Source organism: Mycolicibacter hiberniae (genome assembly GCF_010729485.1).
GTDB classification, from domain to species: Bacteria; Actinomycetota; Actinomycetes; order Mycobacteriales; family Mycobacteriaceae; genus Mycobacterium; species Mycobacterium hiberniae.
The window spans coordinates 4360604-4382749 of record NZ_AP022609.1 but is presented as its reverse complement, the minus strand read 5'-3'; the positions used below and the strand labels follow the sequence as shown (position 1 = coordinate 4382749).

At 66.2% G+C, this 22146-nt stretch carries 20 protein-coding genes and 2 pseudogenes; 12 read left to right on the top strand and 10 right to left on the bottom strand.

All coding sequences use genetic code 11. The features are described from left to right. Positions 1 to 5: 5 nt before the first annotated feature. A complete protein-coding gene (locus G6N14_RS20415; protein ID WP_163787281.1) occupies positions 6 to 1571 on the bottom strand; it encodes a class I adenylate-forming enzyme family protein in 1566 nt (521 codons plus the stop codon). A gap of 60 nt (positions 1572 to 1631) precedes the next feature. Between G6N14_RS20415 and G6N14_RS20410 the strand changes: the two genes are divergently transcribed. Next, a complete protein-coding gene (locus G6N14_RS20410) occupies positions 1632 to 2495 on the top strand; it encodes an SDR family NAD(P)-dependent oxidoreductase (protein ID WP_085136604.1) in 864 nt (287 codons plus the stop codon). Positions 2496 to 2503: 8 nt separating this feature from the next. Here G6N14_RS20410 and G6N14_RS20405 read toward each other — a convergent pair whose 3' ends face one another. Further along, the gene (locus G6N14_RS20405) at positions 2504 to 3325 is read right to left on the bottom strand and encodes an enoyl-CoA hydratase/isomerase family protein (RefSeq protein WP_085136603.1); all 822 of its coding nucleotides are present in this window, start codon (positions 3323 to 3325) and stop codon (positions 2504 to 2506) included. A gap of 97 nt (positions 3326 to 3422) precedes the next feature. Between G6N14_RS20405 and G6N14_RS21395 the strand changes: the two are divergent. The 6 genes and pseudogenes from G6N14_RS21395 (at position 3423) to G6N14_RS20375 (ending at position 9704) form a co-directional block, all read left to right on the top strand. Continuing rightward, positions 3423 to 4671: pseudogene (locus tag G6N14_RS21395) on the top strand (hypothetical protein). A 7-nt stretch (positions 4672 to 4678) separates the two neighbouring features. Continuing rightward, complete coding sequence (locus G6N14_RS20395) at positions 4679 to 5485, top strand: enoyl-CoA hydratase/isomerase family protein (RefSeq protein ID WP_085136601.1); 807 nt, start codon at positions 4679 to 4681, stop codon at positions 5483 to 5485. Beyond that, positions 5482 to 6725 (top strand): annotated as a pseudogene (locus G6N14_RS20390) (acyl-CoA dehydrogenase family protein). The gene G6N14_RS20395 and the pseudogene G6N14_RS20390 overlap by 4 nt, the downstream one beginning before the upstream one ends. Continuing rightward, positions 6722 to 7462 carry an enoyl-CoA hydratase/isomerase family protein gene (locus G6N14_RS20385; RefSeq protein ID WP_109559890.1) on the top strand — a complete coding sequence of 247 codons (741 nt, stop codon included), beginning with the start codon at positions 6722 to 6724 and terminating at the stop codon, positions 7460 to 7462. Before G6N14_RS20390 ends, G6N14_RS20385 begins: the two are co-directional and overlap by 4 nt. After that, positions 7459 to 8259, top strand: a complete 801-nt coding sequence (locus G6N14_RS20380; RefSeq protein WP_085136599.1) for an enoyl-CoA hydratase/isomerase family protein — start codon at positions 7459 to 7461, stop codon at positions 8257 to 8259. Before G6N14_RS20385 ends, G6N14_RS20380 begins: the two co-directional genes overlap by 4 nt. Then, positions 8256 to 9704, top strand: a complete 1449-nt coding sequence (locus G6N14_RS20375; protein ID WP_085136598.1) for a class I adenylate-forming enzyme family protein — start codon at positions 8256 to 8258, stop codon at positions 9702 to 9704. Before G6N14_RS20380 ends, G6N14_RS20375 begins: the two co-directional genes overlap by 4 nt. Positions 9705 to 9740: 36 nt before the next feature. Here the strand turns inward: G6N14_RS20375 and G6N14_RS20370 are convergent, their stop codons facing one another. From G6N14_RS20370 to G6N14_RS20345, 6 genes are read right to left on the bottom strand one after another with little or no spacing between them, the layout of a single operon-like run. Further along, positions 9741 to 10823: a dihydrodipicolinate reductase gene (locus tag G6N14_RS20370; protein ID WP_179960856.1), complete on the bottom strand. Its 1083-nt coding sequence runs from the start codon at positions 10821 to 10823 to the stop codon at positions 9741 to 9743. 41 nt (positions 10824 to 10864) lie between these two features. After that, a complete protein-coding gene (locus G6N14_RS20365) occupies positions 10865 to 11713 on the bottom strand; it encodes a hypothetical protein (protein ID WP_085136597.1) in 849 nt (282 codons plus the stop codon). Then, a complete protein-coding gene (locus G6N14_RS20360; protein WP_085136596.1) occupies positions 11686 to 13281 on the bottom strand; it encodes a class I adenylate-forming enzyme family protein in 1596 nt (531 codons plus the stop codon). The genes G6N14_RS20365 and G6N14_RS20360 overlap by 28 nt, the downstream gene beginning before the upstream one ends. After that, on the bottom strand, positions 13278 to 14480 hold the full coding sequence (locus tag G6N14_RS20355; protein ID WP_085136595.1) for an acyl-CoA dehydrogenase family protein: 1203 nt from the start codon (positions 14478 to 14480) through the stop codon (positions 13278 to 13280). The genes G6N14_RS20360 and G6N14_RS20355 overlap by 4 nt, the downstream gene beginning before the upstream one ends. Further along, a complete protein-coding gene (locus tag G6N14_RS20350; protein ID WP_085136594.1) occupies positions 14477 to 15454 on the bottom strand; it encodes an acyl-CoA dehydrogenase family protein in 978 nt (325 codons plus the stop codon). Before G6N14_RS20350 ends, G6N14_RS20355 begins: the two co-directional genes overlap by 4 nt. Before the next feature lie 6 nt (positions 15455 to 15460). Next, positions 15461 to 16657, bottom strand: a complete 1197-nt coding sequence (locus tag G6N14_RS20345) for an amidohydrolase family protein (protein ID WP_085136593.1) — start codon at positions 16655 to 16657, stop codon at positions 15461 to 15463. Between the two features lie 102 nt (positions 16658 to 16759). Between G6N14_RS20345 and G6N14_RS20340 the strand changes: the two genes are divergently transcribed. Further along, a complete protein-coding gene (locus G6N14_RS20340) occupies positions 16760 to 17869 on the top strand; it encodes an acyl-CoA dehydrogenase family protein (protein ID WP_085136592.1) in 1110 nt (369 codons plus the stop codon). A gap of 13 nt (positions 17870 to 17882) precedes the next feature. After that, the gene (locus tag G6N14_RS20335; protein ID WP_085136591.1) at positions 17883 to 18782 is read left to right on the top strand and encodes a TIGR03619 family F420-dependent LLM class oxidoreductase; all 900 of its coding nucleotides are present in this window, start codon (positions 17883 to 17885) and stop codon (positions 18780 to 18782) included. Between the two features lie 8 nt (positions 18783 to 18790). On the opposite strand, the gene G6N14_RS20330 is transcribed toward G6N14_RS20335, so the two are convergent. Continuing rightward, positions 18791 to 19228 carry a nuclear transport factor 2 family protein gene (locus tag G6N14_RS20330; protein WP_085136590.1) on the bottom strand — a complete coding sequence of 146 codons (438 nt, stop codon included), beginning with the start codon at positions 19226 to 19228 and terminating at the stop codon, positions 18791 to 18793. A gap of 49 nt (positions 19229 to 19277) precedes the next feature. Between G6N14_RS20330 and G6N14_RS20325 the strand changes: the two genes are divergently transcribed. From G6N14_RS20325 to G6N14_RS20315, 3 genes are all read left to right on the top strand, one after another. Beyond that, positions 19278 to 19904: a cysteine hydrolase family protein gene (locus G6N14_RS20325; RefSeq protein WP_085136589.1), complete on the top strand. Its 627-nt coding sequence runs from the start codon at positions 19278 to 19280 to the stop codon at positions 19902 to 19904. 97 nt (positions 19905 to 20001) lie between these two features. Beyond that, entirely contained in the window at positions 20002 to 21198 is a 1197-nt protein-coding gene (locus G6N14_RS20320) for an amidohydrolase family protein (protein WP_085136588.1), read from the top strand. Further along, positions 21195 to 21668, top strand: coding sequence for a MaoC family dehydratase (locus G6N14_RS20315; protein WP_085136587.1), 474 nt, complete (start codon positions 21195 to 21197; stop codon positions 21666 to 21668). The genes G6N14_RS20320 and G6N14_RS20315 overlap by 4 nt, the downstream gene beginning before the upstream one ends. Here G6N14_RS20315 and G6N14_RS20310 read toward each other — a convergent pair. Continuing rightward, entirely contained in the window at positions 21665 to 22144 is a 480-nt protein-coding gene (locus tag G6N14_RS20310; protein ID WP_085136586.1) for an Rv2253/PknI dimerization domain-containing protein, read from the bottom strand. The genes G6N14_RS20315 and G6N14_RS20310 overlap by 4 nt on opposite strands. Positions 22145 to 22146 lie beyond the last annotated feature (2 nt).

Genomic DNA, 22146 nt, shown 5'->3' with positions numbered 1-22146 from the left:
GGCGATCAATCTGCTGCGACCAGGCGGTCGGCCACCACCCGTGGCCGACCGGCCGCATGCTCGTGCAACCTGTTGCGCGCCACCTTGCCGTTGGCATTGACCGGCAGCGGCTGATCCCAGAACACCAATTCCTCGGGCAGCTTGTACTTGGGCAGTCCGGCCGACACCAGCGCCGCAGTCAACTCTGCCAGCGACAACTCCGCGTCGCCGTCGAGCACCAGAGCCAGGGCCAATCGCTCTCCGGTGGTCGCATCGGGAACCGAGTACGCCGCGCATTCGCCGACACCGGCTATCGCGGCCACCGCCTGCTCGACCTCGGCAGCGGGAATCTTCATCCCGTTGCGGATCACGATGTCCTTGATCCGCCCCACGATGCGGACCCGTCCGCCGTCGACCTCGGCGACGTCGCCGGTGCGGAACCACTCTCCGTCGAAGGCGTTGTCGTCGGCGGCGGGATCGGTATAACCCAGAAAGGTGTGCGGACCACGGATGCAACACTCCGCCGAATCCCCGCTCGAACCCAGTCGCACCTCGACATCGGCCAGCGGCACTCCGTCGTCGGCATGTCGCACCTGCCGGGCGTCCGTCCGCTGCCCGGAGGTGCTGACCGGGACCTCCGAGGATCCATACGCTCGCATCACGACGATGCCGAAGTCATCCTCGACGCGTTCGACGATCCGTGGGTCGAGCATGGTGCCGCCAAGATATACCGCACGCAGCGGCACCGGACTTTCCCGTGCCACCGCCTCGTCGAGCAGCCGGTCCAGCAGGCGGTCGGGTCCGCCGTACCACGTCGCCCCGCTGGACAATAGGAAGTCGCACGTCCCCGCGGGATCCCAACGGTCCTCCAGCACGATCGGCGCCGCAAGCATGGGACCGATGAACAAGGCCTGCACCACACCGGTGACAGACGCCAGCGGGCTGATCAGGAAGATCCGGTCCGCCGGCCCCAGTCCGGCGGCGGCGATGTAGTTGGCGGACGCCTTGTGCAGGGTGCTCAGCGAGTGCACCACCCCCTTGGGCTCGGCGGTGGTCCCCGAGGTGTACAGCACAAACGACGGTTCATCGGCGGGCCGGTGGGGCCGATGCGGTGCCGGTGCCCTGAACGAGTCACCCTCTGAGCTCGCGATCCACCTGCACCTCGTGGCCAGCTCTTCGGCCGCCGTCGGCCAGTTCGGCGCCAAACCGAACGATGCCCCGGTGCGATCAATGATCTGAGCGATCTGCGCAGCGCCGGCGCTGCGTGGCACCAGCAGCACGACGGCATCACAACGCTGAACCGCGTGCACGGCGGCCACCGAGTCGACGTCGTTGCCGGCCACCACGACAACCGCACTCCCCGGCGCCGCGCCAGCCCCGGTCAGCTCCCGGCATATCCTGTCGATGCGGCCGTCCAGTTCAGCAAAGCTGATCTGTTCGCCCCGATCGATCAATGCGATCCTCTCGGGATGCCTTGCCGCAGTGTCGTGTACAAGGTCCAGCGACTGCTGCGACCAATGCCCGGCGGCCCGATAGCGCGCCGCAGTCCGGCGGCGCGCGGCCCCGCATTGCCCAGAAGACCGGTCGGGCACGTCATGAGATCCTCCGATGCAAACAATAATTCTCGATACTGCGAATGTAACCTCTCACCCATGACACTTGCATTCGACAACCAGGTAGCCATCGTCACCGGTGCCGGCGGAGGGCTCGGCCGCTGCCACGCGATCGAACTGGCGCGCCGCGGGGCCCGGGTTGTGGTGAACGACCTCGGCAGCGCAGTCGACGGCAGCGGCGCCTCCGAGTCGGTGGCCCAGCGCGTTGTGGACGAGATCACCGCGGAGGGGGGAACAGCCATAGCGAACGCCGATTCGGTGGCCACCGAGGCGGGTGGTGAGGCCATCGTCACGGCGGCACTGGAGGCTTACGGGCGCGTCGACATCCTGGTCAACAATGCCGGGATTCTGCGCGACGCCGCCTTCAAGAACATGACAGCCGACCAGTTCGGCGCAGTGATTGCCGTACATCTCACCGGCGCGTTCAACGTGACCCGCGCAGTGTGGCCGATCATGCGGGAGCAGAACTACGGCCGGATAGTGCATACCACTTCGGGCACCGGTCTTTTCGGCAACTTCGGACAGACCAACTATGGGGCCGCCAAGATGGGCCTGGTCGGAATGATGCATGTGCTGGCGATCGAGGGGGCACGCAACGGCATCACCGTCAACGCCATCGCGCCCATCGCGCGGACCCGGATGACCGAGGACATCATGGGCGAGGCGGCCAAGGCGATGGACCCGGAGTTGGTCACCCCGGTGGTGGTGTATCTGGCGCACCGCAGCTGTGAGCGCACGGCCCATATCTATTCGGTCGGCGCCGGCAAGGTGTCTCGGGTGTTCATCGGCGTGACGAAAGGAATCGAGGACCCCGCCCTGACCGCCGAAGGCGTGGCCGCCGCGATCGACCAGATCGACGACAGCTCGTCGTTCACCATCCGGGGCGGGCCCGCCGCCGGCTGAAGGCACGCTCAGCGCCCGCGGAACCGCGGCGACCGGCGCTCGGCGAAGGACTGCAGACCTTCGTGCAGATCAGCTGTGCGGGAGTTCAGTTCGGCCGCCCATGCCTCCTGCTCGAACCCACGCTCCCGCGGCGACTCCGCCGAAACCGCGAGCAGGCGCTTGGTCAGGGCAAGCATCACCGACGGCCCCGCCGCCAGCTGTACCGCCAGGGCGTCCGCGGCCTGGTGCACCTCGTCGGCGGGCACTACGCGGTTCACCAGACCCAGCCGCAAACACTCCTCGGCATCCACCGGCTGACCCAACATCAGCAGTTCGGTGGCCTTACGCAGGCCGACGATCCTGGTCAGCAGGTGCACGGCCCCGGAGTCGGGCACGATCCCGCGATGCACGAATCCCTCGACCAACGCCGACTGCTGCCCCATCACCACCAGATCGCACGCCAGCACCAGACTGGCACCGCCACCTAACGCTGTTCCGCTGAATGCCGCCACAACCGGTTTGTCACAGTCGAGGACAGCGCCCACCAACCGTTGCCAGCCGTGCGCCAGTTGGCGCGCAATATCACCCGGACGCCGGTCGGGGGGAAGCTGCCTGGACGTATCGGCTGGTGCCGATGCCAAGCCCGCACCGGTACAGAAGTGCCGCGAACCCGTTGACGCCAAGAGTACCGCTCGAACTCCGGGGTCTGCGTGTGCACTGATCAGGACGTCGGCGAGCGCATCTCGAGCCAATGGCGACAAAGAGTTTCCGACGTCTGGGCGGTCTATGACGATGCGGCCCACATTGTCGGACCCCACGTCGTAATTGATCCCGATCGGTTCTTCCGGCATCCAAACCCGCCCTACGTTAACGTCGCTTTCCGTTTTCGGGTATCTTAATTCTCACTTTGGTCTCGACCAAGTGCATGCGCCATGAGGAGGTTGCGCGATGACCGGCACCGGCCAAATCACCGATGAGGCGCTGGAACGGCTGCGGGCCACCATCGGCATCGCCGTCCCCAACCCGCAGCCACCGCACTACCGGCGTCCCAACGAAGACGCCTTTCGCCATGCCGCGGAGAGCTACGGCGACGGAAATCCACTGTGGTGCGATCCCGACTATGCGTCCAAATCGGTTTGGGGCGAACCGATCGCGCCGCCGCCGCTGATAGGCGGTGACACCGTGATCGGAGAGGACGAAGTCACCGAGCTGTCCGAGGCGGACCGCGCGCTCACCAAGGGCGACCCGCTGCGGGTGTACACGCCTTCTACGCGTCATCGTCGCGGGAATGGTGGGCGCCGCTGCGAGCAGGACATCGCGTCTATCGGCGCAACGCCCTGGTGGCAGCACTCGACAAGACCAGCGATTTCGCCGAGCGCGCCGTCCACGAGTGGACGGCGCAGGTCTTCCGCGACGACGAGGGAACCATCCTCGGAGGCCAGTACCGCAACATGATCCGCACCGAACGCAGCAAGGCCCGCGGTCGCAAGAAATACCAGGGGGTCGAGCTCAAGACCTGGACACCGGAGGAGATCACCGAGATCGACGCGCGGTACCCGAGGAGGCCCCGCGCGGGTCCGAGCCGCGATGGTGGGAAGACGTCCGGGAGGGTGACGCCGTCGGGCCGCTGACCAAGGGGCCACTGACCGTCACCGACATGGTCTGCTGGCACGTCGGCATGGGCACCGGTATGTACGGTGTGCGACCGCTACGGCTGGCATGGCGCAACCGGCAGCGAATTCCCCGGTTCTACACGCCCAATGAGCAAGGTGTGCCCGATGTTGCGCAGCGCGTCCACTGGGACCCCGATGCTGCCCGCGGCGCCGGAAACCCGACCACGTTCGACTATGGCCGGATGCGCGAGACGTGGCTCATCCATCTGTGCACCGATTGGATGGGCGATGACGCCTGGCTGTGGAAATTGGACTGCGAGTTCCGGCTGTTCAACTACGTCGGCGACCTGCACACCATCTCAGGGACCGTGGTGCGCAAGTTCCTCGCCGAGGGGGACCGGCCGGCCGTCGAATTGGAATTGGCGGCCACCAACCACCGAGGCGAAATCACCGCGCCGGGCCATGCCACCGTCCTGCTGCCCAGCCGTGAACGAGGTCCGGTCCGGCTACCCGATCCGCCCGGCGGAGCAACCGACCTCACCCAACTGCTGACCGCGGTGTCGGCGCGGTTCGCGCAGGATTGAGCCGCTGATGACCTACGCCGGCGTCCCGGGCCTCGTGGTAGAACACCGGGGCCACGAGTTGCGCCTGACCCTCGACCGTGCCGAGCGGCGCAACGCGATCGACGATGTAGTCCTCGACGCCCTGGTGGCCCACGTCGCGGCAGCCGGTACCGACGAAGAGGTGCGCGTCATCCGCATCGACGCCAACGGGCCGGACTTCTGCGCGGGGTCGGACCTGATCACAACGACCGCACCTTTTGCACGCAAACCGCGCGTCGGCGCCACCCAGCGCAGACTGCCGAATAAGGCCAACCGGCTCATCCCGCTGATGCTCGAGACGCAGGTGCCGATCGTCTCGGTGGTGCACGGCTGGGCTGCCGGACTCGGGTTCCATATCGCCCTGGCATCCGACTTCTGCCTGGCCGCCGACGACACGAAATTCTGGGAACCGTTCATGGCCCGCGGTCTGAGTCCGGACAGCGGCGCCGCATGGCTGCTGCCCCGCCTGATCGGGATGGTGCGCACCCGCCGACTACTGATGCTCGGCGAGGAGCTCTCCGGTGCTCAGGCCGCAGCATGGGAGATCATCCACGAGGCCCACGCCCCAACCGATCTGGCTGCCGCTGCCGACGAGTTCACGAACCGGATCGCGACCGGGCCGACGGTCGCGCTGGGCCTCACCAAATGGCTGCTACAGAGCGGGAACGGACTGGACCTCGACCGGCACCTCCACAACGAAGCCATGGCTCTGGAACTGGCGACCCGCAGTGACGACTTCAAAGCGGGCCTGGCGGCCTTCCGGGAGAAGCGGGAAGCGGAGTTTCAGGGTCGATGACACTGCCGATCGACGCCTCGAGCACCGCAGAACAAGCGGTAGCCACAGTTGAGCAATGGATACGGGCCGAGGTGCCTGAACACTGGCGCGCCGCGGCGGCCGAAGGTCCGCGGGCACTGCGCACCGTCCGCACCGCGGACGCCTACCGGCGGTGGTATCCCACCTTCGCCTCATCCGGCCTGGTCGTGCCGGGCTGGCAGCCGGAGCACGGTGGGCTGGGGGTCTCCGGCGACGTGGCGCGCGCCATCGAAACCGCGCTCGCCCCACTGCGGTTGACGCGCCTGAACCCGTTGGGCCTCAACAACACGGCGGCGGCTCTGTTCAGTCACGGGACCGAACAGCAGCGCTTGCGGTTCCTGCCCCCCATCGTGCGGAACGAGGAGAAGTGGTGCCAGCTGTTCAGCGAGCCCGGTGCCGCTCGGACCTGGCTTCACTGGCCACTCGCGCGGTACGCGACGGCGACGAATGGGTGATCACCGGTCAGAAGGTCTGGACGACCTGGGCCGATGAGGCCGATTTCGGGATCTTGCTGGCGCGCACCGATCCCGAACTGCCAAAACATCGGGGCATCACCTACTTTCTGCTCGATATGCACCAATCCGGTGTCGACGTGCGCCCGTTGCGTCAGATCACCGGTGAGCGCGAGTTCAACGAGGTGTTCCTAGACGGCGCGCGGGTTCCTGATGCGCACCGGGTGGGCGACCTCAACGACGGCTGGCGGGTCAGCGCATCGACGCTGTCGGTCGAGCGCCAGATGGTTTCGGGATCGGGCTCCGGCGGCATGGGCCGGCTCGGCGGTTCCAGCGCGCAGCGGTTGATCGCATTGGCGCAGGAGACCGGCCGCTGGGCCGATCCCGTCATCCGCACCAAGGTGATGCGTCTATGGGCGCAGGAACAGGTACGCGGCTGGACCAACGCCCGGGTACGGCAGGCGCTGGCGGCCGGCCAGTCACCCGGCGCCGCGTCGTCTATCGGAAAGGTCCACCAGGCCACGCTCAACCAGCAGATTCAGGATCTCATCGTCGACCTGGCCGGCACCGCTTCGATCGCCTGGCCCCGCTCCGATGACGACGACGCGCTGCCGCGGGACGTCCAGGGCTGGATGCGCAGTCTGGCCAACGGCACCGAGGGCGGCACCACCGATATCAACAAGAACATCCTCGGCGAACGGGTGCTCGGACTGCCCAAGGAGCCCGATCCCTGGAAGGGAAAGCCGTGGAAGGACATTCCGCGATCGTGACCGACTACGAACGGCTGATTGTGCAGAAGAGCGGCGGCATCGGCTGGCTCATCCTGAACCGCCCGGAGGCCGGCAACGCCTTTGATGCGCTGATGCTCGACGAGCTCGAACACGCCTGGGCTGACCTCGAGGCCGACCCCGACGTTCGGGTGATCGTCAACACCGCCAACGGAAAGGCGTTCTGCACCGGCATGGACGTCGTACAGGTGGCGCGCGACAGGGACGCCATGCGCAAGCACTCCCGGCGGACCCGGGACGCCGAGCTGAAGATCTCGTCTTGGCACTGCGATGTCTGGAAACCGGTGATCGCCGCGGTGAACGGCGTGTGCGCCGGCGGCGGGCTGCATCTGGTCGCCGACGCCGATATCGTGATCGCCGCCGAGTGCGCCTCCTTCGTCGACCCACACGTTTCCGTCGGGCAGGCCGTCGCCTACGAAGCGATCACCCTGTTGCGCAAATCGCCGATGGAGGGGATAACCCGAATGGCGTTGAGCGGTCGAGGCGAACGTATCTCCGCACAACGCGCCTACGAACTGGGCATCGTATCGGAGGTCGTCGCGCAAGACCGGCTGCGCACCGCGGCGGGCACGTTGGCCGCAGCGATCGCGACCAACTGCCCGACTGCGATGCGAGTGACCAAGCAGGCGCTGTGGCGGTCGTTGGAAGTCGGACTGACTCAAGCCCGCCGCGAAGCGGCAGAGGCGATCCGGCGCATGGGTTCTTCGGAGGTGTCATGACTTACCAGCGGCTGATCGTAGAGCGTCGCGGACCGGTCGGTTGGATCATCAACAACCGTCCCGAGCGACTCAACGCCTATGACCTGCTCATGCGCCAGGAGTTCCGCAGGGCATGGGCTGAACTCGACGCTGACACCAGCGTCCGGGTCATCGTGCACACCGGCAACGGCCGCGCGTTCCAGGTGGGCACCGACGTCGAGGAACTCGACGAAGGGACAGCCGAGCAGTTCGGGGAGACGATGTCCTCCCTCGACCTCGGGCTCACCGCCTGGCATTGCAACGTCGGCAAGCCGGTCATCACCGCGGTCAACGGCGTGTGCGCAGGTGGCGGCCTGCACTGGGTCGCCGACGCCGACATCGTCATCGCCTCCGCCGATGCGACTTTCGTCGATCCCCATGTCTCGATCGGTCAGGTCAGCGCGCTGGAGACCATCGCGCTGATGCGCAAGATGCCCGCCGAGGCCGTGCTGCGGATGGCGCTGGTCGGCAGCCACGAGCGACTCACCGCGCAGCGCGCCCACCAACTCGGCATGATCAGCCAGGTCGTCGATCCACCGGAGAAGCTGCGCGACGTCGCCCAGGAACTCGCGGAGAAGATCGCCCAAAACTCGCCGGCGGCGATGCGCGCCACCAAGCGCGCACTGTGGGGCGCCCTGGAGTACGGGTTGACCGACGCGTGCCGGGAAGGCGCCAAACACCTGACATCGATGTGGGGTCACCCCGACCAAGACGAGGGCCCGCGCGCCTTCGCCGACAAACGCTCCCCGCAATGGCTTCCGTTGGAGCCGGATTCATGAGCCTGGCGCAGCTGCTCGACGGTCTGCCGCCCATCGCTGTGCATACCGTCGATCACGACGTCAGCCGCGAACAACTGATCGGCGGAGCCCAGTTGCTCGGCGACCTGCTGACTGCCGCAGGATTGCAGACCGGGCAGGTGGTGGCGGCGATGCTGCCCAACGACGCCATCACCGTCGCGGCGCTTTTCGGCACCTGGCTCGCCGGCGGCGTCTATACCCCGCTCAATCCGCGGGCGGCCGACGCAGAACTTGCCGAGCAGCTGGCTACCCTGCGGCCGGTCGCCGTGGTCACCACAGCGGAGTCGGCGCATCGCTTCGCCGCTTGCGGACTGCCGGTGATCACCGACAACGGGCCGGCCTGGCAGCTGTCTGCCGACGGCGCCGGCCCGAACGACCCCCGGCAATACGACGCCGACGTCGCACTGCTGCAGTTCACCTCGGGCACCACCGGGAAGCCGAAGCCGGTGCCGCTGCGGCACGCCACGGTGCTCGATCTCATCGACCGCCTGCTGAGCAAACTTCGGGGAAATTCGAACGCCCCCAGGGCCAAACGGGCGCCGATGCCGAATCTGGTACCCCTGTCGCTGTCGTTGTGGGCGGGTATCTACCAGGTGCTGTTCGCGTTCCGCGCAGGCTCCGGTGTGGTGCTGATGGAGCGCTTCACACCACGAGATTTCGCCATGCTGGTCAAGCGACACCGGTTGCGCTCCACCGTGCTGCCGCCGGCCGCGTTGACCATGGTGCTGCACGAGACGACGGTGACCGACCTGTCACCACTGACGATCGTGCGATCGGTCACCGCCCCGTTGTCTCCGATCCACGCCGCGGCCTTCCGCGACAAGTTCGGGGTCGTGGTGCTCAACTCCTACGGTCAGACCGAACTCGGCGGCGAGGTGGTCGGCTGGTCAGCCGCTGACGCCCGCGAATGGGGTGAGACCAAACTGGGGTCCGTCGGGCGCCCGTTGCCGGGGATCGATGTCATGATCGCCGATGACGAAGTGCTGGTGCGCACTCCGACGACGAAGGCCCGCAAAATCGACCCGGCGTTTTGGGACCGGCTCACCGCCGACGGCTGGTTTCGCACCGGCGATCTCGGCTGGTTCGACGACGACGGATTCCTCTGGCTCGACGGCAGAGTGTCGGACATGATCAACCGCGGCGGGTTGAAGGTGTTCCCGGGCACCGTGGAGGATGTTCTGCTGTCCGCGGCGGGGGTGCAGGAGGCCGCCGTCGTCGGCGTCCCCGACGAGCGTGTCGGTGAGGTGCCGTGGGCGTTCGTGGTTCGTCTTGACGACACAGTGACCGTGCAGGATCTGGATGCCTGGTGCCGCGCACGACTGACCCCCTACCGGGTGCCCGCGCGCATCGTGTTCGTCGATCAGCTTCCGCGCAACGAGGTCGGCAAGGTGGTCAAACGCAACCTGCTGCCCGGCGATCACGAGTGATCCGACAGCTTCCCCGGCGGGATAACCGGGCCGCAGTCATGTCCTGACAGCCGTCCGCGACCCTCGCGTGGCAACCGATCGTCCCAGGACCGGTTCCAGCAGTCCGGGCGGGCTTTCGACGACATGTGGAATCGCGTTGACGATTGCCTGCCCGGTGAAGACCAGAGACGGATTCGCGTCCTCGTCCGGCCCTTCCTCGAAGCTCACCTGCAATCGCAGACTGGGACGCCCGACGATGCGGTGCACCATTCCCGCGCCACCCTCGGGCTTGGGCCACGAATCGGGCCACGGTGTCGACGACACGGTCGCGAAGTACTGGATGGAGACCAGCGGCCGGCCGTCGACCATGCCCGCCAACTTCCAGCGGTGACCACAGATGGTCCCCTTGCCGATCGTCCCGAGTGCGGTCTTCAGATCGTCGGGGGCCAGTAATGTCTCCCATTCGAGGTCCACGGAATCCAGTCGCAGGCCGAGCACATCGGCGATATAACGCACCACCGGTTCCCAGTCGTGGTGGACCTTGCCCGACGCGATACGTGCCGGCACGTGTCCGTCCGGCTTTCCGAAGCCCATGGACTCGTGCAGCACATCCCAAATCGGGTAAACCTCGTCCATCCCGACCGCGTACTCATCCATTCTGTAGCTGTCGATCCGACCGGCGCCCGCCAGTAGCGCGACCGGCAGATGCATGCTGATGATCCCCGGTTCACATCCCGATGCGTAGAACGTCGAACCGCCTTGCTTGCAAGCCGATTCGAGCAATGAGCGCCACTGACTCGGCGCTGCGGGCGGGTAGACCATCGGGATGGTCGAGATGGTCACGACGTTGATGCCCGCCTGCAACAGCCGAGCGATCTGGTCATATGCCGCTTCTTCGCGACCCACAGCCGTCGAGCAGTACGTGACGCAGTCCGGCCGCTGGCGAAGGACGGCGTCGAAATCGGCGTGCGCCAAGACACCGGTGTCACCGCGTCCGCAGAAGCTGCCCGCGTCTCTGCCGACCTTGTCCCGAGCAGACACGAGTAGCCCGATCAGGTCCAGGTCCGGGTCATCGAGCACGCCGCGAAGAGCTTCGCGGCCGGTCAATCCTGTCCCGGCGTGAACCACAGTTATTGCCACGGCAGCCTCCTCATAAGTGACGGCAAACGCCCGTCATACCCTCAGACCCGTCTGAACACGTGTGTCGCCACGGTGACCAGCTTTCCGTCAGCACCGTCGTCGTAGACCCGCGTGCGTGCCGCAACAGTGCCGTCCACTCCGGGAAGAGATTCGGCCACGAAGCGGAACGGACCGACCTTAGCCCTGGCGAGGAACATGGTGTGCGAAGAGACGCCGAAGAATGCATCGGTTCGCACCGAATCGGCGACGCAGCTGCGGGCCGCGGTCTCAGTCAGCACGAACTGAGGACCCACATGCAACGCGGCATCCGGCGAGGCGATCTCGACCGAAAGTTCGGGCAGAACCCAGGTGCACGCATCGACCTGGCTGCCGCCGAACACCTGCCACAAGGGCGGCAGATCCGGCGAGTCGACCACCTCGATCGGCTCCACCTTCATCTTCTGCAGACCGTCAGGCGGGGTACCGATGATCACTCCCTGGCCTTCGGTGACCGCCAGCAGGCGGGCCGGTTCGTCGGCATCGACGATCAGCGATCGGCTGTAGGCCATGCTGCGACCGCGTTTCAAGTCTTCGGTGCGCACCTCGAAGCGGGTCACGCCCGCAGCGGTGTCCAGAACCTGGCACGAGTGCACCACCGGGTTGGGGACTGCTTCCAGATCTGAGACAACACCGCCCTCGGGCGAGGCGATGCCGAAGACGCACAACAGAATCGCTCCGGTTTCGTCACGCATATCGGAACGTAGGGCGACGGTGTCGTCGGAGGGGCCGACGTTCATCGACCCATGATTTCGGCCGATGTAGCGATAGCTCAATAGGCCACCCCAGCGCCGCTGCAGTTCGGCGGCGTAGGCAACCCGGTCGTCTACGAGGTCTCTGATGTCTCGAATGATGTTTTCTCCCTGCGTGGACCCGGATCTCCTGCTGATCGCCCGAACCGCTCACGCAGTTCGGTTTTGAGGACCTTGCCGGTGAGGTTGCGCGGTAGCGCTTCCACCAGTTCGAGACGCTCGGGCGCCTTGTGGGCGCTCAGTCCGCGCTGCCGGCAGTGCGCTACCAGCGAGTCCAGCGTCACCGGCCCGGCCGCCTGTGCGACGACGACAGCACAGACCCGTTCCCCGGTCCGCGGGTCGGGCACCCCGATCACAGCGACATCGGCCACCGCGGGATGAGTGGCAAGCACTCCCTCGACCTCCAGCGTGGAGATGTTCTCCGCATTGCGGATGATCGTGTCCTTGATCCGGCCGGTCACGATCACGTTGCCGTGGATGTCGATACGCCCCCGATCACCGCTGCGGAACCAGCCGTCACCGTCGAAAGCGTCCGCGTCCAGCTCAGCGTCGACATAGCCCAGGAAGCACTGCGGACCTTTCAGCCGCAACTCCCCTTCATCACCCACACCCACCTCGCGCTCGGCATCATCGACCACCCGTACCGCGACGCCCGGTACGGGTCTGCCGACGGTGTGGTCGAGGGTGTAGGCGTCGCCGTCCGGAGGCGGTGATGTGGCCACCGGGAACTCGGTCAAACCCCAGGCGTTGGCCACTCCGGCCACCGCGAGAGTCTGCCGCACCCGCTGGCCGAGCTCGGCGGTGATCGGCGCACCCCCTCCGACACACCCGCGGAGTCGATCGAACAGCGGCTCGGATCCGTTCGCCCGCTGGGCGGCGATGAATGCCGCAAAGAAGGGGGTGGCCGATCCCAGCAGGGTCGCCCCGTGGGCGGCCATCGCCCGGGGAGTGTCGGTCGGGTCGAAGACGTCGAACAGGACCAGCCGCATACCGGTCAACAGAGCGGCGGCCAACATCGCGGCACCGCCGATGTGCGAGATCGGGAAAGCGATCGGGTTGACATCTCCGCTGGACGCGCCCACCATCTTGATCACGCCGGCCGCCCCGGCGATGACCGAGCGATCACAATGCCGAATGCCCTTGGGAGCGGCGGTTGTTCCCGAAGAGTAATAGACCCAGCGAGGGCATTCCGCCGAATGCGGTGGCGGCCCGAGTACCGCCGGATCTCCCGCCGGTAGTCTCAGGCCGGCGGTGAGCGGCATCTCGTGGTCGATGACCACCACGGACATGTTCCGTTCTCGGCTGAGTTCACCGGCCAGTGCCCGGTGGTCGAAACCCCGCCACACCCCGGGGATGATCAACACCTCGGTACCGAGCTGCGCAGTCACGAAACCCAACTCGCTGGAACGCCAGATCGGCAGCACGGGGTTCTGAACAGCACCCAACCGGGCCAGCGCCACCATCACGACCATCGTCTCCAGGGTGGTCGGCAACTGCCAGGACACGACGGTTTCGGCGGACACCCCGCGCTGCGTGAGGGCGGCGGCCGTGCCCAGTGCCGCGGCGCGCAGCTGCGCGTTGGTCAGGCTGCGACCGTAATCATCGATCAGCACTACCCGGTCGGGATGCCGGCTGGCCGCGGTCTCCACCAGGCCCCAAAACGTTGTCACCGGCTCGGCAACATCAGCCGGCGCTTGGCGAGAATATTGCGCATGATCTCCGAGCTACCACCGGATATGGTGTACGCCCTTGACCACAGCCAACATTCGCGCAGACGTTGTTTGGCGCCGTGGGCGGCCGAATCGCTCGATGGGTCGAGTTCGGTGGCAGCCGCCAACTCAGCGCCGTAAGCAGATACCCGATGATAGGTCTCAGCGAAGCTCAGCTTGGCGATCGAACCGTCTCCGACCTCGTCGGCACCGACGATCATGCGCTCCACGTGATCATCGATGAACGCTTTTGCCACCTCGACCTCGACGGCGAGTTCGGACAATCTGTGACGAATGTCGGCGCATTGCAGAGCGGGAACACCTCCCACTGTGCCGGCTTTGGCCAGCATGATCAGGTCATCGATGAGCAGTTCGAGCAAGATGACGTTACCGCCGATGCCGAACCGTTCGAAGTCCAGACCGGTCATGATGATCGACCAGCCCTGGCCCGGCTCCCCGACCACACTGTCGGCCGACAGTCTGACCCCGTTGAGGAAGACCTCGTTCACCTCGATGGCGTCACCGACTGTGCGAATAGGGCGCACCTCGACACCGGCCGCGGTGAGGGGGACCGCAAAGACCGACAGTCCGTGGTGACGCGATGACGACGGATCGGTGCGGACCAGCGCCAGACCCATATCCGCCCAGTGCCCGTCGGTGATCCAGGTCTTCTGGCCGTGCAGTTCCCAGCTGCCGTCGGCCTGCTGCGCTCCGCGGCACCGCACGGCGGCGATATCGCTACCCGCATCGGGCTCGCTCAACAGCTGGCACCAGACGTGCTCACTGCTGCGGATGGGGGGCAGCAGTGTCTGCTTCTGTTCCGGCGATCCGTAATGCAGTAGTACGTGTGCGGCGAGATTGACCTGGTCGACGGGCCGCGGCGCCCGGGCGCGCAGAATCTCCTCGCTGACGATGCGATCGTGCAGGGGGTGGAAATCGGCCCGGCCCCCGTATTCCACGGGCCAGTCCGCACCCACGAATCCGGCGTCGAACAGGGCCGCGAACCAGCTGCGCAGCAGCGCTTCCTGGGCAGCATCGACCGGCGCTCGGTGCCCTTCTCGGGCGCGCACGTCGGGCGCGTTTTGGGCGATGAATTTCCTTACCGCAGAACGAAACGCCGCCAATGACTCAGCGCTGGGCCGAACAGCCGTGGTGGTCACCAGCCCGCCACCTCCCCCAGTTCGCGGTGGCTCGATCGGGCGGTGCCGAACAGCTGCGCGTTGCCGAAGACCCGGCGCAGCTCATGGTGCAGCGGGTACTCCCAGGTGAAGCCGATCCCGCCGGACAGCTGCATGCATTCATCGACCGCGGCGGTCGTGTTGGCAGTCACGAAGGCATGGGCGGCCGCGGTCAGCACTGCGGCGCGCGGATCGTTCACGGCCACCGCCCGCATGGCCTTCATGACGATCGCGCGGGATTTGACTTGAAGCACCAGCAGATCCACCAGACGGTGCTGTACGGCCTGAAAGCTGGCGATGCGCGCGCCGAAGGCGGTCCGGTCGTTCAGATAGCTGACCAGGCGGTCGAAAGTGGCCGCGAGCGCACCGATGGAGTCGGCACTGACGAGCAGCCGGGCCACCCCGCGCAGCGCCGCGGACCGCCCGGCCGTACCGATATCGCGTTTCGAGGCAGCGCTGACGTCCACCCGGTGCACGGGCCGATGCACGTCGAGCAGATCCGCGTCGTCGTATCGCGGCAGCGCATCGAGATCGTCGATGAGTTCGATCCCCTCGTCGGCCAAGAGCATCAGGATCTCGCTGCGGTCCACCCGGGCCACTCGGACCGCCCCGGCCCCTGCGGTCCGCAGCGCCACCGCGGCGGTGACGGATCCGTCGAGCACACCGGGTAGCAGGCGCCGCCGGACGGCGTCGGGAGCCGTGGCGAGTGCGGCTGCGGCCACCACGCTGCCCAACCACGCGCTGCGGTCGCCGGCACGACCGATTTCCTCGGCGACGACGGCTGCCTCCACGGGACGCCAACCCACGCCGCCGTGGGCCTCGTCGACGAGCAGGCCGGTCCAGTCCATCCGGGCCAGCTCCTCGACGGAGTCCTTCTCGCCGCGTTCGGCCAGGAAGGCGCGCGCGGAGGCACGAAGGAAATCGAGGTCGACCCCGAGTTCGTCGTCGGTCGGCACCGCAGGCTAGCTCCGGCGCAGCAGCGCGTCGGCGTTGTCCCGCATGATCCGCCGCTTGGCCGCATCGTCGAGCGGGTCGAGCAGCTTGACGAAGTCGGCCGGTTCGGCCAGGCCCTCGGCATGGGGGTAGTCCGACCCCATCAGCAGGCATTCGTCGTAACCGAGCCGGTCGACGATGGCGGGGATGTCATCCTCGGGATAGGGCACGACGCCCACATGACGGCGGAATATCTCCGAGGGACGCTCGGTGAGCTTGCCACCGATCCACGGTCCGTTGCGTCCCATGCCCCGGCTCTTGTCCATGTGGATCAGGAACTGGGGCACCCATTCCGCTCCGTGCTCGGCGACCAGAACGTTGAGCCCGGGAAAGCGCCCGAAGAGGTTGTCGAAGATCAGTGCCGACAACGTGTCCTCGATGGGCCGCTGACCGTAGACGTTCATCCACTGCCAGGCCGACATGTGCCAGGCCGCCGGGTCGGCGGTGTGCCCCCAGGCGGGCGAGATCGCGGTGAAATACCAGAACGGCTGGATATGGAAGACCAGGGTGGCGCCCGCCTCCTGAAGCCGAGCGTAGATCGGGTCGAAGTACGGATCCCCCGGTGAGCGTCCGTAGGCCGGGCCGGTCGGCAGCAACACCAGCTTGACCCCCTGCTCGATGATCGCCTCTGTCTCGGCGATAGCCGAATCAAGGTCGCGCAGCGAAAGCAGTGCGGTGGCGTAGATCTTGTCCTGATGGTTGAAGCCCCAGGTCTCATCGAACCAGCGGTTGAAGGAGCGGATATTGGCATAGAGCGCAGCGGTGTCGTCCACATAGTGTTCGGCCGCCAAGGCCATACCCGCCGGGAAGATGACCGCGCGCTCGACGTTCTGCTCCGCCATCACCCGCAGCCGCGGTTCCCGTTCCAGCCATTCCGGCTGCATGGGCTGCGGCTCGTAGGTCTCATCGGGGTTTCCCGAGCCCATCTGTTTGAGCATCTCTTTGAGCGAGCCCGGCCGGTAGGCCAGATCGAATCCCAATCCCGCCTCACTGTTGAAGGTGGCGATCCGGTGCCCGGCGAGAATGCTCTCCTTGCCGTCGGCGCCCCGTACCGGCGCGATGGCCCGGTCGCGAAACTCCGTGGGCAAGTAGCGCGTAAACGCATCGCGTGTTTCATAGCAATGGGTATCGCAGTCGAAGATCCCGTAGTCGAGTTGCGCCGTCACCGGCCGTCTCCCTTCAAGAGAATCACTATTCTCTGTTTTAAGAAAGGATACTATCCTTAACCGGCCATGCCTATATCGAGGTTGTCCACAGTGAGGGAGGCCATGACCGCAGCGCAGGATGAACTACGGCAGGCCGTCCGCGGGTTCCTGGCCGCCACTTCCGACAGCGCCGCAGTCAGAAGCTTGATCGACAGCGACACCGGCTATGACGCGACCGCGTGGCACCGGATGGCCTCCGAGCTGGGGCTGCACGGGATAGCGGTCCCCGAGCGGTTCGGTGGCGCCGGCGCCGGCAACGCCGAACTGGCCGTGGTGTTCGAGGAGATGGGCGCGGCCCTGTTGTGCGCGCCGTTCTTCGCCACGGTGGCACTGGCCATCCCCGCCATCCTCGGCAGCGCCGACGACGACGCCATCGCCGAGTTCGTCCCACCCCTCGCCGATGGTTCGGCCACCGCGACCTTGGTCCTCAACGGTCGACTCGGCCCGTGGGATGAGTCGGCAATCGCAGTGACCGCCCGCGGAGACGACCGCGTGGGCTACACCGTTTACGGCGATGCTCCGATGGTTCTCGACGGCCATACCGCTGACGTCGTGCTGGTCGCCGCCGACTGCGAGGCCGGTACCTCGTTGTTCGCCGTCGACGGACGCGCGGAAGGTCTGTTCCGCCGCCCTCTTGCCGGACTGGACCGCACCCGCCGGATCGGCCACCTCCACTTCGACGGCGCACCTGCCCGACCGGTCGGCCGTCCCGGCGCCGCCGGGCCCGGACTGGCCCTGGTCGCCGACGTCGCCACGATGCTGCTGGCGGCCGAGCAGCTCGGTGGTGCGGCGCGCTGCCTGGACACCGCCGTCGGGTACGCCAAAGACCGGATTCAATTCGGTCGCCCGATCGGCAGCTTCCAGGCCGTCAAACACCGGTGCGCCGACATGCTGGTGCTCGTCGAGGGCGCCCGTTCAGCTGTCGCGCACGCGGCGGCGTTGACCGATCCGGACGAACTCGCCGTTGCCGCATCGGTGGCGAAACTGACTGCCTCCGAAACGTTTACTCAGGTGGCACTCGACAATATGCGAGTCCACGGCGGCCTGGGCTTCACCTGGGAACACGACGCGCATCTCTATGTACGGCGAGCCAAGTCCAGTTCGCTGATGTTCGGCGACCCCGACCATCACGCGCTACGGCTCGGCGAACTGGTCACCACAACACCCGCCTGACAGGAGGACACCCTTGACGATTTCCTTTTCGCTGGAGCTGCCGACCCAGCGCGTCGATCGCACGGATGAGTTCATCACCGCTTCGGCCATCGCCGATATCGCACGCCTTGCCGAGGCCGCGGGATATGCGGCGGTGCATGTCACCGACCACCCCGCCCCGGATGCCAAATGGCTTGACCACGGCGGGCACCACGCGCTGGACCCCTTCGTCGCCCTGTCGTTCGCGGCCGCCGCGACGACATCGTTGCGGCTGCTCACCAATGTCTACATCGCCGGGTACCGCAATCCCTTTCTCGGCGCCAAATCCATCCACAGCCTCCAGGTACTGTCCGGCGGCCGACTCATCCTCGGCACGGCGGCCGGCTATCTGAAACCCGAGTTCCGGGCGCTCGGTGTGGACTTCGACCAACGCGGCGCACTGCTCGATGAGGCGCTGGACGTGCTGGATCAGGTACTCAGCGGTGACGACGTCGCTTACGTCGGCACGTCCTTTGCCGCCCGCGGGGTGCGGCTACGCCCGGAGGCGACCCGGCCACCGGTATGGATCGGCGGCAACAGCAAGCCTGCGGTTCGGCGTGCGATCAACCGGGGCCAGGGGTGGGCGCCGTTCAACACCTTCGGCTATGCCACCGCGTCTCGTACCGCCGAGATCTCCACCGTGGAGGAACTGGAATCGGCGATCGCATGGGCCAGAGGTTACGCCGCCGAGGTAGGCCGTAGCGCCCCCTTGGACATCTGCTTCTCGGCGGGAAACATGCTGGACGAGGACCGGTCTGCCGATGAACGACACGACCTGATCGACCGCCTGGCCGCTGCCGGCGTCACGTGGCTGACCGTCGCACCCTCCGGCGATGACCGCGACGAATACGTCGAGCGCGCGCAGACCTTCGCCAAGGAATTCGTCAGCGCGTGAATACCTGCTCACACCGCCATCAGACTGTTCGCGGCGAAGGCGTCCACCGAGATCCGGCGCTGGGCGAACAACCAAACGCCGTTCTCGGGTACCAACACGTCGCGGTACCTGCCCCAGTGGTCCAGCCCGATGTCGGTGTGCACCGCGAAGTAGCTGCTCACCTCGGCCCGCCCGGCGTTGACGAGTCCGAATCTGATGCTGGATACGTGATGTCGCACAAATGTCGGGGTCCGGCGCGCCGCATCGCGCGGGCTCATCGCTGCGGCCAGGCCGGCCTCGATCGCCGGGGGCCCGACAAGCGGCTCGTCTGCACCGGTGAACTCCAATACGCCCTCGAGCGCGAAACACGCGGCGAGGGCATGCAGATCGAAACGATCCGTCGCCGCTGTGTAGTCAGCCAGTGTCTGCCGCACCGACTCCCGGACCAACAGTTCCCACTGGTGCATCGACTCTCCTCTAGAAAACGCCCTGGCTCAGACGATAACGTGTGTTCTCATGCCTCGACCCAGCCTTCGTGACCTCATCTCGCCGAGCACCACCGCCCTGGTCACCCAGGAGTGCCAGGGCGGTGTGATCGGCCCCCAGGCCGGATTGCCGATGCTGGCCCGGGAGGCGGAGCAAGAGGCGATCCCGAACATCACCAAGCTGCTGCCGGCGGCCCGCGCAGCGGGCGTCGCCGTCGTACATTGCCTGATCCAGCGCCGGACCGACGGTCGCGGGTCCAATTCGAATGCCCGACTGTTCGCAGCCGGAAGTTCTTTCGGCGCGGACCTGACCCCCGGCAGCGCCGGGGCGTCACTGCTGCCGGGGCTCGGCCCACACGAGTCCGATCTGGTGCTCACCCGCACCCACGGTCTCAGCCCCATGACGGGCACCGACCTCGACTCCGTGTTACGCAACATGGGCATCACAACCATTGTCGGCGTCGGCGTTTCGGTGAATGTGGCGATAACCAACTTTGTGATGGACGCCGTGAACCGAAGCTATCAATTCGTACTCCCCCGCGACGCGGTCGCGGGCTACCCCAGCGAATACGCCGAGGCGGTCATCGATAACACCCTGGCGCTGCTGGCGACCGTGACCTGCACCGAAGACGTGATGACTGCCTGGTCGGAGGGCTGATTCGGCCAGGATGTGGATGTTGGGCAGTCAGAGTGATAACGTCGTTTCCGCTGAGAGTAAATGATAATTATCACTGGTCCGAGGAGGATTCAGCCTCATGCCTGCCCGCTCGCTTCCCTACCCGGTGTTCGACATCGACAACCACATGTACGAGACAGAGGATGCGCTGCTCAAGTACCTTCCCGCCGAACACCGGGGCAAGGTCGGCTATGTCGAGGTGAACGGGCGTCCCAAGCTGGTGGTCAAGGACCACATCAGCCACATGATCCCCAACCCGACGTTCGCACGGGTTGCCCGCCCCGGCAGCGCCGAAGACTACTTCCTCGGCAACAACCCTGAGGGGCTGGACTTCCGTCAGTTCATCGGCGAGCCAATGGATGTGATCCCCGCCTATCAGTACCCGGCCCCGCGCCTGGAGTTGATGGACGAACTGGGCATCGACCAGTGCGTGATGTATCCGACCCTGGCGAGCCTCATCGAAGAGCGCACCACCGATGACGTAATCCTGACTCATGCGATCATCCACGCGCTCAACGAATGGATGCACGAGCACTGGACCTTCAACTATCAGGACCGTATCTTTGCGACCCCGGTGATCTGCCTGCCCATCGTCGAGGAAGCCATTCGCGAGTTCCACTACTGCCTCGAGCGCGGCATGAAGACGTTCCTGGTGCGTCCCGCGCCGGTGCCCAGCCGGTTCGGGGGTTCGCGCTCCATGGGCCTGCCCGAGTTCGACCCGTTCTGGGAGGAGGTCGTCAAGGCAGATATGCCGGTGACGCTGCACGCCTCCGACAGCGGATATCAGAAACACCTGATGGAATGGGAGGGCGGCAACGAGTACCTGTCCTTCAAGACCAGCGCCCTGCGCGAGGTGGTGATGGGATTCCGCGCCATCGAGGACACGCTGGCGGCACTGATCTGCCACGGCGCGCTGACCAGATTCCCCGATCTGCGGGTCCTGGTCGTGGAGAACGGCAGTGGGTGGGTGCGCAATCTGCTCCGCCAATTGGAGAAGGCCTACCGCGTGATGCCCAAAGAGTTCGACGAGCATCCGGTAGAGGTCTTCAAGCGCAACATCTACATTCACCCGTTCCTGGAAGACGACATCGAGGGCATTGTGGAAATCATGGGCGAAGACCACGTGATGTTCGGCTCCGACTATCCGCACCCGGAGGGCATCGGTGAGCCCTTGAGCTTCGTCGATCGGCTGGAGGGCCTGTCCGACACTGCCAAGGCGAAGATCATGGGCGGAAACGCGCTCAAACAGCTGCGCCTCAACAAGGTTGCGGTGTGACCCAGTCTGCGACCGAGCCAACGATCTACCAGGGGGTCGCCGACCTGCAAGCCCATGTCGGCGAGCACCTCGGCTACAGCGGCTGGCACACCATCACGCAGGAGCAGATCGACCTGTTCGCCGCCGCCACCGGTGACCACCAGTGGATACACGTCGATCCCGAGCGCGCTGCCTCCGGACCGTACGGGCGCACCATCGCCCACGGATACCTGACCCTGGCGCTGATCCCGATCCTGGTCAAGCAGATCTACCAGGTGACGGGGCTGTCGATGCAGATGAATTACGGCGTGGACAAGCTCCGGTTTCCCGCGCCGGTGCCGGTTGACTCACGTATCCGGGGCGGCGCGGAACTGATCGGGGTGGAGCGGGACAAGAAGGGCGCCAAGGCCACGGTGCGGGTGTCGGTAGAGGTGGACGGGTCGGACCGGCCTGCATGCGTGGTGGACACCATCGCGCTGATGGTCGACTAATCCAACGGGACCAGCTTCAACGGCATCTCGATATTGAGCACCTTGTTGACTCCGCACGCTCCGCTGGGGCCGACGGTGTTGTCCCAGCCGCGGAGAAGCGGCAAGGCATACTGGTCGACGAAGAACTTGAACGTCTGCTGTCCATCGACCGACGTACCGTCCGGGCAGGTCATCCAGTTCTCAATCCGGCGTGTGACGTACCACATCGGCTTGGTGTAGCTCACGTCCGCCGTCCAGCCCTGATCACTGCTCACCCGGCCGGAGCACTCGAGCACCGTGCTGCAACTCGTCGTGATCGTCCAGGTGCTCGTCACGGTCAACTCGTCGGCGTACCGGTCATTCGTCTTGGCCCACTGCCCGTCCGAGATCACCGTGAACCGGCCGTTGACTGCGTACTTGTTCGGGTCGGCCTGCGCCGGCGGACCCATCACCACCAGCGCCGCCAGTCCGGCCGTTGTCAGGGCGAATCTGCGCATGG

Excerpts from the sequence above, each read along its gene's own strand:
- G6N14_RS20410 (WP_085136604.1), top strand. The coding sequence starts at position 1,632 with ATGACACTTGCATTCGACAACCAGGTAGCCATCGTCACCGGTGCCGGC.
- G6N14_RS20405 (WP_085136603.1), bottom strand. The coding sequence starts at position 3,325 with ATGCCGGAAGAACCGATCGGGATCAATTACGACGTGGGGTCCGACAAT.
- G6N14_RS20395 (WP_085136601.1), top strand. The coding sequence starts at position 4,679 with ATGACCTACGCCGGCGTCCCGGGCCTCGTGGTAGAACACCGGGGCCAC.
- G6N14_RS20380 (WP_085136599.1), top strand. The coding sequence starts at position 7,459 with ATGACTTACCAGCGGCTGATCGTAGAGCGTCGCGGACCGGTCGGTTGG.
- G6N14_RS20375 (WP_085136598.1), top strand. The coding sequence starts at position 8,256 with ATGAGCCTGGCGCAGCTGCTCGACGGTCTGCCGCCCATCGCTGTGCAT.
- G6N14_RS20340 (WP_085136592.1), top strand. The coding sequence starts at position 16,760 with ATGACCGCAGCGCAGGATGAACTACGGCAGGCCGTCCGCGGGTTCCTG.
- G6N14_RS20330 (WP_085136590.1), bottom strand. The coding sequence starts at position 19,228 with ATGCACCAGTGGGAACTGTTGGTCCGGGAGTCGGTGCGGCAGACACTG.
- G6N14_RS20325 (WP_085136589.1), top strand. The coding sequence starts at position 19,278 with ATGCCTCGACCCAGCCTTCGTGACCTCATCTCGCCGAGCACCACCGCC.
- G6N14_RS20320 (WP_085136588.1), top strand. The coding sequence starts at position 20,002 with ATGCCTGCCCGCTCGCTTCCCTACCCGGTGTTCGACATCGACAACCAC.
- G6N14_RS20310 (WP_085136586.1), bottom strand. The coding sequence starts at position 22,144 with ATGCGCAGATTCGCCCTGACAACGGCCGGACTGGCGGCGCTGGTGGTG.